Source organism: Shewanella mytili, assembly GCF_046765975.1.
GTDB lineage: Bacteria > Pseudomonadota > Gammaproteobacteria > Enterobacterales > Shewanellaceae > Shewanella > Shewanella mytili.
Genome location: NZ_JBKOUD010000012.1, coordinates 1 through 16,289, shown reverse-complemented (window position 1 = coordinate 16,289; position 16,289 = coordinate 1). Strand labels below are relative to the sequence as shown.

Genomic DNA, 16,289 nt, shown 5'->3' with positions numbered 1-16,289 from the left:
AATGCAACAGGATAATTTGCTGATGCAGGCCCAACCCGTACTGGCGGGGGACAGTGCCATGCCTCATGAGCGTCCCATGCCCATGCCGGCACAGCAGCTCAAGGCGTTATCCGCAGGCTTTCCAAGGGCCAGCAGTAATCCTGACGGCGTGCGCTCCAAGGTGGCGCCAAGGATCATGGTGGTGGGCTCTGCACTGGTGCTGTCAGGCTTTGCCATTTATGAAATGCTGCAGGTTTTCAGCGTGGCCGGGGTCACGCCGCTGGAATATCTGGTGCTGGTGCTTTTTGCCGTGAACTTTTGCTGGATTGCCTTGGCCTTTTGCAGCGGCGTGGCCGGCTGCATCACCTTGATGAAAAATCGGTTTGTGCACCCCAAAACCCGCGCGGTTGAAGTGTTGACCGATAACGTTGCCATATTGATGCCCACCTACAACGAACAGCCTGAACGGGTCTTTTCGGCGGTGGAAACCATGGCGCTGGATTTGGTGCAGTATTGTCAAAAGACCCAGGAAGATAAATGTTTTTCCTGGTTCATTTTGTCAGACACCACGGATCCGGCCATCGCCTTGGCAGAGGAACAGGCGTTTTGGTTATTGCGGCAAAGGCTTGATGGCCGGGCACGGGTTTATTATCGGCGGCGGCGCAAGAATACCGCCCGCAAATCCGGCAATGTGGAAGATTTTTGCACCCGTTGGGGCAGCGCTTACGACAGCCTGCTGGTACTGGATGCCGACAGCATCATGCAAAGCCAGTGCATTGTAACGCTGGGCCGCAGGATGCAGGCGGATCCCGATGCCGGGCTTATCCAGACCATTCCCTATCTGGTCAAAGGCGTCACTTTACTGGCCCGCTTGCAACAGTTTGCCGCCCGCTTTTACGGGCCGGTCATCGGTACCGGCCTGGCATGGTGGGTGCAAAAAGAGGGCAATTTCTGGGGACATAATGCCATTATCCGTACCCAGGCGTTCATGCAGGCTGCCGGTTTGCCAATGCTGAAAGGCAAGCCGCCTTTTGGCGGCCACATCATGAGCCATGACTTTGTGGAAGCGGCGCTTATTCGCCGGGCGGGCTGGAGCGTGCAAATTGCCGCGGATCTTCCCGGTTCGTTTGAAGAGTGTCCGCCCTCCATGATTGATATGGCGGTGCGGGACAGACGCTGGTGTCAGGGCAATTTGCAGCACAGCCGAGTGCTGCCAGCCAAAGGCCTTCACTGGATTAGCCGGTTGCATCTGGTCACCGGCATCATGTCCTATCTGTCATCGCCGTTTTGGTTATTGCTGATCCTTTCCGGGTTGTTACTGGCATTGCAGGCTCATTACATCCGGCCGGAGTATTTTACCGATCAGTTTTCCTTGTTTCCCAAATGGCCGGTGATGGACTCAGACAGGGCCTTGAGGTTGTTTTACATCACCATGGGCATTCTGTTTGGTCCCAAAATTTTCGGTTCACTATTGCTGCTTAGCGACCGCCACTATGTGAAGGTGCTGGGCGGACGTTTGCGGATCACCCTAAGCGTGCTGCTTGAAGTGCTGGTATCGGCCCTGATTGCGCCCATCATGATGTTCATTCATTGTGGCGCGGTATTTTCCATCATTTCCGGCAAGGACAGTGGCTGGGCACCGCAGCGGCGGGATGATGGCAGCTTGCCCTGGTCTGATGTGATTTATCGCCACCGTTACCACATGCTGGCGGGCATTCTGCTGGGCTATGCCGCCTATCTTGATTCATGGACGTTGCTAGCGTGGATGTCTCCGGCCCTGATAGGGTTATGGATTGCCATGCCGCTGTCGGCGTTTACCGCATCGCAAAAAGTGGGGCGATGGTTTCAGACAAAACGGTTGTTGGCTACGCCTGAAGAGGTTGAGCCACCGCATATCCTGTTGGCCGCAGCAGCGGCCAGAACCGAGTATGAAACGGCGCTGCAACAGGTTTGGGATGTTCCGGCCTTGTTGGATAACCCGGCGCTGATGGCGCTGCACATGCAAATCATGGATAAACTGCCCACCCACATTCCCGGCGGGAAAATTGAAGCCATGGATGCCATCGCCAGGGTAAAAGTGCAAGAAGCCCAAACCCAGGAAACCTTACTGGCTAACCTGAATGATAAAGAGCTGGGGTACATTCTGGGCAATCCGCTGTTGCTGGAAACCATGCAGCAATTGCCAAAATCCTATACCGAGAATGATCTTTTGAGCGTTTGCTGAGTGCAGTGGCATTGTAAGCAGCCGGCCTTGGTGCCGGCTTTTTCATGGCGTGCTTTAAGTGGACAGACCACATTATTTCACTGTTTTTGCTTGTGATGTTTGCCAAATGCCGTCCATCAGGATAAATTGAAACACTCGTTTTAATTATACAAGGCAGTTGACTGATGAACTCAATCCAAGCCCCGACTCAAGAGATGAACTTTTTGCTTCAACAGGTTTTTGATGCCGGTAACGTATGGCAGAAACTACCGGCCATTGCCGAACTACTGGACGTGGAAACCGCATCAGCCATTCTTGAAGAAGGCGCCCGCTTTTGCAGTGAGCAAATTCAGCCACTCAATCGGGCAGGCGACGAGCAAGGTGTGAGCTTTGATGGTACCACGGTGATAACGCCAGACGGTTATGCGGACACATTCCGTCAGTACGCCGAAGGCGGTTGGGTTGGGTTGTGTGGTGAACCTGAATTTGGCGGCATGGGCATGCCCAAAATGCTGGGGGTGCTGCTGGACGAGATGGGCTACAGCGCCAGTAACGCGTTTACCCTGTACGGGGCGCTGACCGCTGGTGCGGCATTGTGCATTCATGCCCACGCCAGTGACGAGTTAAAGGCGTTGTACCTGCCCAAACTGTATTCCGGCGAATGGGCCGGGGCCATGGACATGACCGAGCCCCAGGCAGGCTCCGATCTTCGCAATATTGCCACCAGGGCCACGCCTCAGGATGATGGCAGTTACCTTATCAACGGCAGCAAAATGTTCATTACCGGCGGCGATCATGATTTGACCAGTAACGTCATTCATCTGGTGCTGGCCAAAATCCAGGGATGTGACGGTATCTCGTTATTCCTGGTGCCTAAATTCAAGGTCAATGATGCTGGCGATATCGGCGCGGCCAACGGGGTGAGTGTGGGCGCGGTGGAGCACAAAATGGGGCTTAAAGGCTCGGCCACCTGCGTGATGAATTACGATAATGCAGAAGGCTATCTCATTGGCCGCGCCAATCGCGGGCTGGTGTGCATGTTCACCATGATGAATTATGAACGCTTGTCCATCGGCATTCAGGGGCTGGGCAGTGCCCAGTGCGCTTACCAGATGGCGGCCGAATATGCCAAAGAGCGAGTGCAGGGGCTGGCTGCCGGCGGCTCGCCTACCGGGGCCAAGGCCGATGCCATTATTGTCCATGGCGATGTCAGGCGCATGTTGTTGAATATCCGGGCATTGACCGAAGCCGGTCGGGCCATGGCCGTGCTGACCGCCATGGAGCTGGACAAGGCAAAATATGCCGCCACCGATGAAGAAAAACAGCAAAGCAGCCGTTTTGCCGCCCTGTTGACACCGGTTGCCAAAGCATTTTTAAGCGATAGGGGCCTGGATGCCTGTGTCAGCGCTCAGCAGGTATTTGGCGGTCACGGTTATATTTGCGAAACCGGCATTGAGCAATTGGTGCGTGATACGCGCATCGCCCAGATTTATGAAGGCACCAACGGCATTCAGGCCATTGATTTTCTCGGGCGTAAACTGGCAGGGGACAATCTGGCAACCGTGACCGAATTTTTTGCCACTTTGCAGCAACAGCAGCAAGCCTGTGACGGGGTGTTTGCCAAAGAGCGGCAACAACTGCAGTCATTGCAAGAGCAGTTTTTAACGGTCATGGCTACGGTGAATGAGCAAAAGCATGACAAACCGGCCCTGATTAATGCGGTGGCGGTGGATGCGCTGGACGCTTTTGGTTACCTGTTATATGGCCACTGTTGGTTGCTGATGGCCGATAAGGCATTAACAGCGGATGATTTACCGGCTCAATTCGTTGCCGGCAAACAACAACTGTTGCAGTTCTATTTTGCCAAACTGCTGCCGCGGGTATCGCTCCATCTGGCTGCGGTGGCCGCCGGGGACGAGGCCGTTATGGCACCATCGACAGACTGGTTCTGAGTCATTGGTTAAGCAGTATCAAATGTTGCATGTTGTAAAAGCCCGTTGCCTCGGGCTTTTTTGTGGGCGTTTGGCGGGTAAAAACAGTGTGTGATGATGGTGCGCCCTGTGCTACGGCTTTTGCATTCCGGGCGCATTTCCTAAGCGTTGCTGCAGTTGCAGGAGAACTTGCCCAATGAAACCGCTATCAGGCATGTCCGTGGTGACATGGCCATTTTCCATGATGACAAAAAGATAGCGGTATTTATCGTCAGGCGCATCGCCCGATAAAAACCCTGCCAGATTTTGCACTCCCTGCATGCTGCCGGTTTTGGCTGTTATCCGTCCCCGTAAGGCTTTTTGATTGAATGGCGCTTTATGGTGCAATGTGCCGCTGAGTCCAGATTTGGGCAAAGCATCCAGCAACCAGCGCAGGGTGGGGCGCTGCTGAATTTGCGCCAGCAACTGCCCCAACTGGCGGGCGCTGAGCAGGTTGTAACGGGACAGCCCCGAGCCATCAATGATGTGGCTGTTTTCAAGCTCAATGCCCATGCCGGCAAGGGTATCTTTTATCTGCTGGCCGCCGGCCAGGAACACCGCATCCTGCTCCCGGGGCCCCAGCCTTTGTGAACCCAGCTGTTTTAACAAGGTATCGGCAATCAGGTTGTCAGAGTCAAGCAGCATCTCGCCAATCAAGGTGCTAAGTGGCAAAGAGGGGTGATCAAGCAACAACGTGGCATCATCAGGCACGGTTGAGGCAAACTGTACGGGGCCTTCAAAATGAAATTGCGGCCGATACAACGCTGCTATGACATCAGCGGCATACTGTTGCGGGTTGCTCACCGCAATGGCCAGTGGCAATGGCGGCCGCTTGCCATAACAACCGCTCAGCTGATAATGGTTGTCGTCTTGCCTATGCAGTGTTAATTGGCAAAAATCATGTTGCTGCTGCGGATCAAAAAACGCGCTGCTGGTAACACTCACCGGTGCTGGCGTTAACAGGGTAACCCGGGTACGGGTTTTGGTTTGCTGCAAGCGGGCTTTGATGCAATTGCCGTCGATGACAAAACTGGAAATCGGCGCGGCGTAACAAATGCCCAAGTCGTCCCAGACCCAGCCCGGTGCCCGCCATTGGCGGCTGTTGTTCCCCACCAGGAATAACTGGCCGTTGATTTTCTCAAGCCCCTGTTGCCGTAAGGTTTGCGCCATTTGAGACAGTTGCTGGCGACTAAGGCGGGGATCACCGCTAAATTGCAAATACAGGTTGCCCTGCAATACGCCCTGGATGATCGTGCCGGTTGTCAATATTCGGGTATGGAAGCGGTAATCCGCCCCCAACACCTCCCAGGCGGTAACGGCCGTGAGCAGTTTCTGGGTGCTGGCAGGCAACATCTGCACATCCGGATTGTGGCTCAATAACACTTGTTGGGTGCGGGTATCTTGCACCCACAATGCCACTTGCGAGGCCGGGGGCAATAACACTTGCAGCCATGAGGGCAGGGGGGCCGCCGCCGTGCTGTGGCACCAGGGCATTGCCAGGAGCGCTGCCAATATCCAGGGATAATGGCGCAGGGATAGCTTAAAGGTCATCCTTTTCCATCAGACGATAGAATTTCAGGGTGACAAACACCACCAGGGCGATAAACAAAGGCAATACCAACGGCCCCAGCCAGTCTTTGAAATGGAAAATGCCCCAGGCGGCCACGAGCGTGAGTAAGAGCGGGATCCAGATGTTACGCTTCATATTTGTTCCTGTTGTACAGCAAGCAATAAGGGAGGGATATAATCTATCCCGATGATGCCTGATTTTGGTAGGTTCAGGCAGCATTGCAATAATTTTACGGCAAAGGGACGCATGACCGCACATTAATTATACGGAACAGGCATAATTTGAATGCAGCCGTAGCGGTTGACCGGAGAAAACGCTTGCTCCGCCGTGCACAAGTGAGTAAGTTCTATGGCCTTAAATCTGCCGCTAAGATAATCGCGGCTCAGTTTTTTGTGTATTCCGAAATACTGCCGGGATTATACGGCTTGGGACAGAGAGTTGTAGGAGGATGCCTTGCTGGATCAGCTAGGTGGTATAGCAATAGGCCCTGATGCAATACAGTGGTTGTTGACCCCAAAAAATTTCAAAAACACCCTGATTGATCATATTAATAACGCCCAGCGGGTGATTTATATTGCCGCGTTGTATCTGGAAGATGACGAGGCCGGGCGCGAAATTTTGGCGGCACTGTTACAGGCAAAACAACGTAATCCGGCGCTGGACATTAAAGTGCTGGTAGATTTTCACCGGGCCAGACGCGGCCTGATAGGCCATAAAGGTGACAGTGGTAATTACCGGTTGTACCGTCAATTAATGGCTACGGCCGAAACACCGTTTACCGTTTATGGTGTACCGGTAAAATCCCGGGAAGTGCTGGGGGTATTGCACCTTAAAGGCTACATCATTGATGATGCCGTGATTTATAGCGGCGCCAGCATTAACAATGTGTATTTGCAGCAGCAACAGCGCTATCGGCTGGATCGCTACTACCTTATCCGCTCCGCCGAACTGGCTGCCAGCATGCGACAGATGATTGACGAATTTATCTTGTCCCACTCCGCGGTGGTAAGTTTGAGTGACCATCGCGATAACGTGCCGGATCGCAATGAAATTCGCACCCTTAAGCAACAGCTGTGTGGTGCCCGTTACCAGTTTGCCCCCGGGCATGCCCCGTTACGGCTGACCCCCATTGTGGGCTTGGGACGCAAAAAGAACCTGCTGAACAACGCCATTTTGCAACTGGTGAAGGAGTCTCGGGCGTCACTGTTTATCTGCACGCCCTATTTCAATCCCCCATACCAGTTGATGCGGGCGTTGACCAAGCATCTGCGAAATGGCAAACAGCTGGAAATTGTGGTGGGGGACAAGACCGCCAATGACTTTTTCATTCCCGCTGATCAGCCTTTTTCCACCATTGGTGCGGTTCCTTACCTCTATGAGCAGCTGCTGCGGAAATTTGCCAAACGCCAGCAATGGGCCATTGACAAGGGTTTGTTGAAAATTTATGTCTGGCGCAACCAGCGCAACAGTTTTCACCTGAAAGGGGTGAGCATGGATGGGCGAAAGCACCTGCTGACCGGCAGTAACCTGAATCCCCGAGCCTGGGCACTGGATTTGGAAAACGGCATCTTGCTGCATGACGATCAACAACAGCTGGCCGCCCGTTTTGAGGATGAACAACAGCAGCTTTTACAAAGCACGCAGCTCATCAGCCATTATCGCCAGCTGGAGACGTTGCAGAATTACCCTGCGCCCGTTAAAAAAATCCTCAAGCGCATTCAGCGGTTGAAAGCGGATTTCTTTTTGCGCCGGATTTTATGACCACAAACAATCTCCCCCAGGCGTTGCCGCTCCATGCGGTACACAGGTTGCACGCCTATCGAAAATCCATTGCCACGCGTCCTTATGCCGCCAGAGGCATGAAGGTGCGCCGTTGTGACCGCTGTTTGTTACCGCTGCAGGTATGCACCTGCCCAAGTTGCCGCAGGCTTGCCTCGGCAACGGCGTTCGCCTTGGTCATGTATGACACCGAGGTGCTGAAACCCAGCAATAGTGGCCGCCTGATTGCCGACCTCATACCGGATACCCATGCGTTTTTATGGTCACGCACCAACCCTGACCCACAGTTGCTGGCATTACTGGCAAATCCCGACTATCAACCCTTTTTGGTGTTTCCCGGTGACTATGCCTTGCCATCCCAGCAGGTAATAGAAGTATTGCCGGACATGCCACCATTGGCCCGGCAATATGCCACCGGCAAAAAACCGCTGTTCATCCTGCTGGATGGCTGCTGGCGTGAAGCGGTGAAAATGTTCCGCAAAAGTCCTTACTTGCAATCGTTGCCCATGCTGTCATTCCATCCAGACACCCTGGCACGTTATCAGCTGCGCAAGGGACAACGGGAGTTTCAGTTGGGCACCGCCGAGGTGGCGGCATTGGTGCTTGATGCTTGGGGCGAAAGGGAAAATGCCCAAGCGTTGCAGTTGTGGTTCCAGGTTTTTGTGCAAGCCTCTTTGTGGAGCCGCAGTGCCCGGGCACCGGAATGCTTGATGCGGATGCAAACCTTGCTGGCTGAATTCAATCAAATGACTGCGTCATGAAGGCATTGCGATGCATCAGGCCGTGGCACATTTTGGCCGCTTTGGCCTGAATACATCTCAAGCATTCCCCCTAGGGCAGTTTTTTCATCATGTCATTCAACAGCTGGTGCGCCATTTTCACGTCCCTGTCATCAAATTGGCTGAAGGTCTCTTGTAACCAGCGGCCAAGTTTATGATCATCTTGCACCTGCAGCTTTTGCAAAAGCCTGTCTGATTTGTCCAGCAAAGCCCGCAGTTGGGAGGCTTCTGCCGGGAGTGAGGCAGGGCCGGGCCTGATGGGGGCTGTCATGTTAAAGGCTTGTCCCAGGCTATAGGCATATACCATCACGGCCTGGGCCAGATTAAGTGACGGATAGGTTTGTGCCAACGGAATGTAACTGAGCAAGTCGCACCGGGCCACATCACCATTGCTCAGGCCACTGGCTTCGCAACCAAATACAATGGCGATTTTTTGCAATGATTGCTGCTGCGCCTTCAGGTTCTCCACAACCTCCGTGGGCGTCAGGTACTGTCTGGGATTACCCCGTTCCCGGGCGGTGGTGGCAATCAACAAATCAAACTCCCCGGCAATGGCTTCCAGTGATGGCGCCATCCGAATATTTTCCAGCACATCCATTGCGCCGCAGGCAACCCAGCCGGCTTCATCTTCCCGATGGGCGATGGAGTTCACAACAACAAGATCTTCAAATCCCTGTGTTTTTATGGCCCTTGCCGCTGCGCCGATATTGGCCGCACGGGCGGGGGAAACCAAAATAAAGCTGATATCCATAGCAAATTCCAAGAAACATCAATTCAGTGATTATACGCTTTCTTATCTCGCCAACATCTGCCAAGCCCTTGGTTAAAGTGTGCTGTAGTCCGTAAATTTAAAATTGCAAACAAGAATCGCTTGCAATAATGGTCAGGAAAATGGATATTTTGTCCATCAAGTATTTTGATTATCAAATGATTTAGGTAACAACGCATGGCTGCAGAATTTCATAGTATTGCTCGTTGGCAACAACCTCATAATTTCAATAAAGAAAATACCGAAGGTGAACGCAATACCAAATGGGTACTGGCATTGACCGTCATTACCATGTTGGCTGAGATTATTGCCGGAACCCTCTATGGTTCCATGGCATTGCTGGCTGATGGCTGGCATATGGGCACCCATGCTGCGGCATTCATGTTGACCCTGTTTGCTTATTCATATGCCAGAAAAAATGCCCATAACCAAAGATTTACATTTGGTACCGGCAAGGTGAGCGTGCTTGGCGGCTTTACCAGTGCGGTGGCGCTGGGTCTTGTGGCGCTGGTGATGATTGTTGAATCTATTGTACGGCTTTTGTCCCCGGAGCAAATTCATTTCAATCAGGCCATTCTGGTGGCGATTATCGGGCTGACCGTGAACCTGGCCAGCATGTTGTTGCTCAAGGATCATCATGGGCATCATCACGGCCATGAACATCATGATCATCACCACGATGACCATAACCTTAAAGCGGCTTATTTTCATGTGATGGCCGATGCCCTGACATCCCTGTTGGCCATCGGGGCATTGCTGGCCGGCAAATACATGGGAGCCAGTTGGCTTGACCCCATGATGGGGATTGTGGGCGCGGTAATTATCGGCCGCTGGGCCTGGGGGTTGATACGGCAAACCAGCCCCATACTGCTCGATGCCAGTGTGGCGGCGGATTATAAACAGCAATTGGTGGCGCGCATTGAAGCTGAAAACGATCACAAAGTGACGGATGTCCATGTTTGGCAGGTCAGTGCCGATCACTGCGCCGCGATGATCTCACTGGTAAGCCATAACCCCAAGGACACGGATTACTATCATGATCTGTTGTCGGATTTCGAGCAAATCGATCATCTGACCGTGGAGGTCAATCGCTGCGCTGACTGTGACAAGGCCCATTGTCCGCGTAACAGTTGCCATGGTTGTGCCCATTACCATGAGCATCAGTCCGAACACCACCATCACCATTAAGGCGGCCGGAACATGTGTAATGAATTGCCGTTAGCGCAGCAAATCAATCATGCCATCATTGAATTTTATGAACGGCTGTCATCCTGGGAGCAAAGTGTGGTGCGCGGGCAGGGGGTATCGCTGGCACAAATCCACACGGTAGAGATCCTTGGCGCCAATGGCGCCATGCGCATGAAAGCGCTGGCCGATAAACTGGGGATCACCACCGGCACATTAACGGTACAAATCGATAGGCTGGTGAAAAACGGTTTGGTGATCCGCCAGCCATCCAGTTATGATCGGCGCGCGGTGGAGGTATTGTTAACCCCAAAAGGGCAACAGATGTTTGCAGAGCACGATGAACTGCACTTGCAACTGACCCGGGAGATGACAGCACATTTTGATGACAGTGAACGTGAACAGCTGTTAGGGTTTTTAACCCGCATCAACGGTACATTTTAAACGGTACCGTATCCACTGCCGATATCTGAATAATGACTTAAGCAAATCTTAAGTCATTTTTGTTATAAAATTTTCATATTTTTATCAAATTTACCGCTTTCCAGATACCGGAAATGGTTAACCTTGCCTCAGTATGGGAGTTTGTGTGCTGAAATCTTTATCCACAAACCGTGTCACGTTTATTCTGGCACTGTTTTTTGTGACCGTTTTTAATATTCCCTTTTTTTCCATTGTTAAGCATGGTCTTGAAAATCAATCACATGTTGATCCGTTCTTTGTGGCGACCATTCCCGTATTCATGGTGGCGGCACTGGGTTTTCTGTTTTCGGTGTTCAGCATTAAATATCTGCTGAAACCCTTTTTCATTGTGCTCATCTTATTGTCTTCCAGCGTGTTCTTTGCCGCCTATAAATATGGCGTGGTGTTTGACACCGGCATGATAGAAAACACCTTCCAGACCAACAGCGCCGAAGCCTTCACCTATGTGAACTGGGCATCCATAGGCAACTTTTTACTCACTGGGTTATTGCCTGCCTGGTTGTTGTACAAGGCCGATATTGTCTATCAGCCTCTGACTAAAGAGCTGCTGCACAAGGTTATCTTCATGGTGGCGAATCTGGCCGTGGTACTGCTGATTGCTTTTGGCTTCATGCAAAACTACGCCTCGTTTGTACGCAATAATGATCAGATTAAACATTACATTGTGCCTACTTATTTCATTGGCTCCGCATCCAAATACGTTTATCAGAATTATCTGCAAACCCCCATCACGTATCAGCAGTTGGGCACTGATGCCACCGTGGTGAAATCCGCTGCAGCCGCATCTGAAAAACCCAAATTGCTGGTGCTGGTCGTGGGGGAAACCGCCAGGGCCATGAACTATGAGTATTACGGTTATCAACGGCCAACCAATGCCTATACCAAAGATTTGGGATTGATAGCCTTTGATAAAGTGCGCTCTTGCGGCACTGCCACGGCTGTATCCTTACCCTGCATGTTCTCACGCATGGACAGGAAAAATTACAATGGCCGCCGAGCCAAGGCCCAGGATACTGCCGTGGATGTATTGCATCATGCCGGGGTCAATGTGTTGTGGGTGGAAAATGACAGTGGCTGCAAAGGGGTGTGCGACAGGGTGCCAAGCTATACCATTAATGTGGATATGGATAGCGCCTTGTGTGATGGTGAGTTTTGCCAGGATCAGGTAATGGTGGACAAGCTGGATGAGGTTTTATCGGCAAAAGATTTACCCCTGCAAGACCGCCTGATTGTGCTGCATATTGTGGGCAGCCATGGCCCAACCTATTACCGGCGCTATCCGGAGCAGCACCGCAAGTTTACGCCGGATTGCCCGCGCAGTGACATTCAGAACTGCAGCCATGATGAGCTGGTGAACACCTACGACAACACCATTTTATATACCGATTACGTGCTGTCGGAAGTGGTGAAACGTTTGCAACAACAGCAACGTTATGCCCCGGCCATGATGTATCTGTCTGATCATGGTGAGTCTTTAGGGGAAAAAGGGCTGTATCTGCACGGCACCCCTTACAGTATTGCGCCGGCGGAACAAACCACAGTGCCTTGGCTGACCTGGATGTCTGACAGTTATGCCGCCAGTAATGGCTTGCAGTCCCACTGCCTTGATGGCTTGCAGCTACGCCGGGGCTATTCGCAAGATAACCTGTTTGACACCTTGCTGGGCCTGTTTAATGTCAACAGCAGCGTTTACCAGTCCCAAAAGGACATTTTCCGCCAGTGTCGTAGTTAACGGTGCAACACCGCTTCGGGGATGTCCCCGGAGCGGTATCAAGCCAAGTTATTCCTGGGGAGCGCTGAGTTGCATCTGCATGTGGATAAGCCGCTCTTCCATATCAAAGGTCACGCTAAATCCCAAACTCTTGGCCAGGCTTGCCATGTTGCGGTTTTCAAACATGGTGTAGCCGGTTAATACCTGGGTGCCGGCATCGCGGAAATAGCGGATGAGTTTTTCCAGCAACAACTTGCCAATTCCTATGCCTTGATGGGAGCTGCGCACCGCCATGGCAAACTCGGCTTCGGTATTGTCTGGGTCAATGGATGCCCGTATCGCGCCCAGGGTAATATCATCTCCCGATTCGTCCTTGATGGTGGCAATAAACGCCATTTCCCGGGCGTAATCAATCTGGGTCAGTACCGCCATTTCCTCATGGGTCATGGGCGAGCGCATGCCAAAATAGCGCTTATAACGGTCTTCATCGGATAACGAGTTATCAAAGGCCAGATGCTTGGGTTCATCTTCAGGCAATATGGGGCGCAACATGACCTGCAAACCGTTGCGCAAGGTAGTGTTTTCTTCCAGCTCTTTGGGATAGGGCAAAATGGCCAGGCGGGCGGCATTATCCTTCACGTCATCGGTCAGGCGCAGGTTAATGTCCAGCAGGGTAATGTTGTCGCCGGAGGCCAGTACCGGGTTTAAATCAAGGCTGTCAATTTGCGGGCAATCAATAATCAGGTTGGATATCTGGGTCAGCATGCGGCATAACGCCGCCATATCCATGCCGTTTGGCAGGTGGCGGTCATGAATCTTGCCGGTTTTCAGCGCCTGAATGACCATGTAACGGGATAACGCCATATTAAGGGGGGGCAGGGCCACGGCCGCATCCCTTGTGGGCTCCCACTCCGAGCCGCCTTCGCCCAGCATGATGGCTGGGCCGAATATGGGGTCATTGAGTACCGCTACCCGCAGCTCCTGGGTGCCTGCCGTTAACGCCATTTTTTGCACTATCATGCCCTCAATCCTGGCGGCGGGATTGGCGCTTCTTACCCGACTGGAGATGGCGGCGGCGGCATGTCGCACCTCCTCGGCATTGGCCAGATTCAGCATGACGCCGTGCACATCGGATTTATGCAAAATATCCGGTGACTGGATTTTCAATGCCACGGGATAGCCCGCTTTCTCGGCAATGCTTACGGCTTCATCTGCCGTATTGGCAAACCAGGTATCAATGGTTTTCAGGCCATAGGCATTGAATATGGCTCTGGCATCATGGGTTTCCAGTAACTTTTGGCCTTTTTCCAATGCTTGTTGCAGCAGGCGGCGGGCAGTTGCCGTATCGGAGGTGTTCACAATGGACTGAGGCACTTGCTGCAACAGTTTTTGATTCCGGCGAAATTCCACCATGTGCATGAATGCACGCACCGCGCCCTCCGGGGTGCGGTAAGTAGGAAGGCCGGCCTTGGAAAATCGCCGCCGGGCTTCATAGGCGGAGTCTTCACCGCTCCAGTTGGTGAGCACGTTCACCCGGTGTTTGCGGGGATGCTGACTGACACACTGGATAATGGCATCGGCAATGGTATCGCCGTTGGCAACGGCAGATGGCGAGTGCAACACCAGCACCGCGTCCAATTCGTCACTGCCCATCAGGATATCCAGCGCTCTGGCATAACGGTTACTGTCGGCATCGCCAATGATGTCCACCGGATTTTGCTGCGACCATGTCCCCGGCAGTACCGCGGCCAGTTTGTTTTTGGTTTCCTCTGAAAGCGTGGCCAGTTTGCCGCCATTGAGCATCAACTCATCCACCGATAACACTGCAGGGCCACCGCCGTTACTGAGGATGCACAAGCGCTCACCATGCAGGGGGTTGAGATGCGCCAGACTTTCCAGCGCGGCAAACAGTTCCACCAAGCCTGTTACCCGCAACATGCCGGCCCGCCTGAAGGCGGCTTCATATACCGCATCATTGCCAAAAAGGGCGCCGGTATGATGTTTGGCCGCATGACTGCCTTCCTGGCTACGCCCTGATTTTATCACCAGTATGGGTTTATGGCGGGAGGCGGCTCTGGCGGCAGACAAAAAACGCAATCGGTCATTAATGGAGTCGATGTACAGCATGATGGCGGCGGTTTGCGTGTCGCGGCCCAGGTAATCAAGGAGCTCAGCAAAGTCGATATCGCAGGTATCGCCAAGCGAGACAAACGAAGAAAAGCCAATCCCCTTGTTATTGGCCCAGTCCAGCACCGTGGTACACACGGCTGCGGATTGGGAAACAAAGGCGATTTTTCCAGGTTGGGCATTGGTGTGAGCCAAGCTGGCGTTAAGCCCAAGGTTTGGCAGGATCATCCCCAAACTGTTGGGCCCCAGAATGCGCATGCCATAGCGTTTTGCATTGTCTTTTACTTTTGCTGCCAGGGTTTGGTTTTCATCAATGGGACACTGGCTCATGCCAGAAGCGATGATAATGGCGGTTTTACAACCAAACTGTGCCAGGGTTTGTGCAAGTGCCGGTACCCGCTCGGCATTGGTACAAATGATGGCCAAATCGGGCTTTACCGGCAAGGATTCAATATTGGGATAGGCCAACACCCCCATTACCGACGTGGCATTGGGTGTCACCGGCATGATGGGGCCGTCAAAAGCGCTGCTAAGGAGATTTTTCATCAGGATGCAGCCCACCCGGGTGGGGTTGTTGGAGGCACCAATAACCGCAATGGATTTTGGGGTAAACAGACGGCGGATACTTCGCTGGCTCATAGTGTCAACTCTGTGATCTAAAGGGTCCAAGCGTATAATTTCATAGCGATTGCATTCCAACAATACACCAAAGGTCAAAATCACCAGAAAAACTAAGGCTTAGCGCAATAATGTATGGTCATAGTATAAATCAGGCAGAGAATAGGCGGGGGAAATAAAACGGGAGCAGGGTGAATAAAATAATGGAAGTTAGCATCTTGCTCATCCATCCAAAGAAAAATAACCATTTGTTATTCAATCAATTTATCTGTTATTGACGCGTTTTGTGTTGTGTGGGGATCTCCCGCCATTGAGGGGAGGGGCTTACCTTGACAGATTTGGATATCGTTCATAGATTGATATTTGAGCATAATTCAAACAATTAAAGGAACGTACTATGAAATTAACATTTCCCCCATTAACCATCGTTTCGCTCCTACTCGCCCCTTCAGCCTTTGCAACCTCAGAGGCAACACTTGCCATTAACAAGCAAACCCATCAATGCCTGAGCGAATGCGCTGAAATCGTCAAATTCGCCTCTGGCTGGCACGTGGTCACCAAAAACGCCAATGGAGACATCGCCAAAGTCATGCCCATTGATTTGCCTAAAAGTGCCAAAAAACGTCCGTTTGATGCCAATGACGGGTATGTTGGCTGGGCCTCGGATTCCGGGTTGAGTGCCACTGCAGCCACTTATGAAACGGCAAACAACATTCTGGTGGTGTATATCACTGAGTATCGCGCCGCCAACGGTAATCTGATTGACGCCCAAGTCAACACGGTAAAGATGCCGAAAAAAACCATTGTCAGACGATAAAATCAGAATGATGCAACAGCAGGGGGAAGCCTAAGTTGTATTAGTTCAGACTAGATCTGACACATCTACTTGAAAAAGTGAGAGTTACCCAGTTTGATAAAGGTGTCGAATCTTTATTAAACAAACCAAAAGGTAACTCTCATGCTGCATACTAACAATCCGATCATCAAACACTGTAGTGGCATACTGAATTTGGCCATCTAATTAGAGCTGCTATGATGGCGGCATTAGAAAGTTAGGTGACAAAATGACAAAGAAACAAGGCCCGAATTTCAGCCCTGAATTCAGACTGGAAACAG

General features: G+C 52.1%; 12 protein-coding genes. 8 read left to right on the top strand and 4 right to left on the bottom strand.

All coding sequences use genetic code 11. From position 1 onward, the window contains the following. Position 1 precedes the first annotated feature (1 nt). Both mdoH and ACIDEJ_RS11940 read left to right on the top strand, forming a co-directional pair. Complete coding sequence (mdoH, locus tag ACIDEJ_RS11945; RefSeq protein WP_411988296.1) at positions 2–2,203, top strand: glucans biosynthesis glucosyltransferase MdoH; 2,202 nt, start codon at positions 2–4, stop codon at positions 2,201–2,203. Between the two features lie 164 nt (positions 2,204–2,367). After that, positions 2,368–4,134, top strand: a complete 1,767-nt coding sequence (locus tag ACIDEJ_RS11940; RefSeq protein WP_411988295.1) for an acyl-CoA dehydrogenase — start codon at positions 2,368–2,370, stop codon at positions 4,132–4,134. 111 nt (positions 4,135–4,245) lie between these two features. Here ACIDEJ_RS11940 and dacB read toward each other — a convergent pair whose 3' ends face one another. Both dacB and ACIDEJ_RS11930 read right to left on the bottom strand, forming a co-directional pair. Beyond that, the gene (gene dacB / locus ACIDEJ_RS11935; protein ID WP_411988294.1) at positions 4,246–5,703 is read right to left on the bottom strand and encodes a D-alanyl-D-alanine carboxypeptidase/D-alanyl-D-alanine endopeptidase; all 1,458 of its coding nucleotides are present in this window, start codon (positions 5,701–5,703) and stop codon (positions 4,246–4,248) included. Then, complete coding sequence (locus ACIDEJ_RS11930; RefSeq protein WP_411988293.1) at positions 5,693–5,857, bottom strand: hypothetical protein; 165 nt, start codon at positions 5,855–5,857, stop codon at positions 5,693–5,695. The genes dacB and ACIDEJ_RS11930 overlap by 11 nt, the downstream gene beginning before the upstream one ends. Positions 5,858–6,175: 318 nt before the next feature. Between ACIDEJ_RS11930 and pssA the strand changes: the two genes are divergently transcribed. Together pssA and ACIDEJ_RS11920 are read left to right on the top strand one after the other, a co-directional pair. Beyond that, positions 6,176–7,483 carry a CDP-diacylglycerol--serine O-phosphatidyltransferase gene (gene pssA, locus ACIDEJ_RS11925; protein WP_411988292.1) on the top strand — a complete coding sequence of 436 codons (1,308 nt, stop codon included), beginning with the start codon at positions 6,176–6,178 and terminating at the stop codon, positions 7,481–7,483. Then, the gene (locus ACIDEJ_RS11920; protein ID WP_411988291.1) at positions 7,480–8,262 is read left to right on the top strand and encodes a tRNA-uridine aminocarboxypropyltransferase; all 783 of its coding nucleotides are present in this window, start codon (positions 7,480–7,482) and stop codon (positions 8,260–8,262) included. Before pssA ends, ACIDEJ_RS11920 begins: the two co-directional genes overlap by 4 nt. A 70-nt stretch (positions 8,263–8,332) precedes the next feature. Here ACIDEJ_RS11920 and ACIDEJ_RS11915 read toward each other — a convergent pair whose 3' ends face one another. After that, positions 8,333–9,031, bottom strand: a complete 699-nt coding sequence (locus tag ACIDEJ_RS11915) for a tRNA/rRNA methyltransferase (RefSeq protein ID WP_411988290.1) — start codon at positions 9,029–9,031, stop codon at positions 8,333–8,335. Positions 9,032–9,226: 195 nt separating this feature from the next. Between ACIDEJ_RS11915 and dmeF the strand changes: the two genes are divergently transcribed. The 3 genes from dmeF (at position 9,227) to ACIDEJ_RS11900 (ending at position 12,449) form a co-directional block, all read left to right on the top strand. Beyond that, the gene (gene dmeF, locus ACIDEJ_RS11910) at positions 9,227–10,237 is read left to right on the top strand and encodes a CDF family Co(II)/Ni(II) efflux transporter DmeF (protein WP_411988289.1); all 1,011 of its coding nucleotides are present in this window, start codon (positions 9,227–9,229) and stop codon (positions 10,235–10,237) included. A 12-nt stretch (positions 10,238–10,249) separates the two neighbouring features. After that, a complete protein-coding gene (locus tag ACIDEJ_RS11905) occupies positions 10,250–10,678 on the top strand; it encodes a MarR family winged helix-turn-helix transcriptional regulator (RefSeq protein WP_411988288.1) in 429 nt (142 codons plus the stop codon). A gap of 133 nt (positions 10,679–10,811) precedes the next feature. Continuing rightward, positions 10,812–12,449 (top strand): phosphoethanolamine transferase, encoded by a 1,638-nt coding sequence (locus tag ACIDEJ_RS11900; RefSeq protein ID WP_411988287.1) that lies wholly within the window; start codon positions 10,812–10,814, stop codon positions 12,447–12,449. A gap of 48 nt (positions 12,450–12,497) precedes the next feature. Here ACIDEJ_RS11900 and ACIDEJ_RS11895 read toward each other — a convergent pair whose 3' ends face one another. Further along, a complete protein-coding gene (locus ACIDEJ_RS11895) occupies positions 12,498–15,194 on the bottom strand; it encodes a bifunctional acetate--CoA ligase family protein/GNAT family N-acetyltransferase (RefSeq protein WP_411988286.1) in 2,697 nt (898 codons plus the stop codon). A gap of 376 nt (positions 15,195–15,570) precedes the next feature. Between ACIDEJ_RS11895 and ACIDEJ_RS11890 the strand changes: the two genes are divergently transcribed. Beyond that, complete coding sequence (locus ACIDEJ_RS11890) at positions 15,571–15,990, top strand: hypothetical protein (protein WP_411988285.1); 420 nt, start codon at positions 15,571–15,573, stop codon at positions 15,988–15,990. Positions 15,991–16,289: the final 299 nt, after the last annotated feature.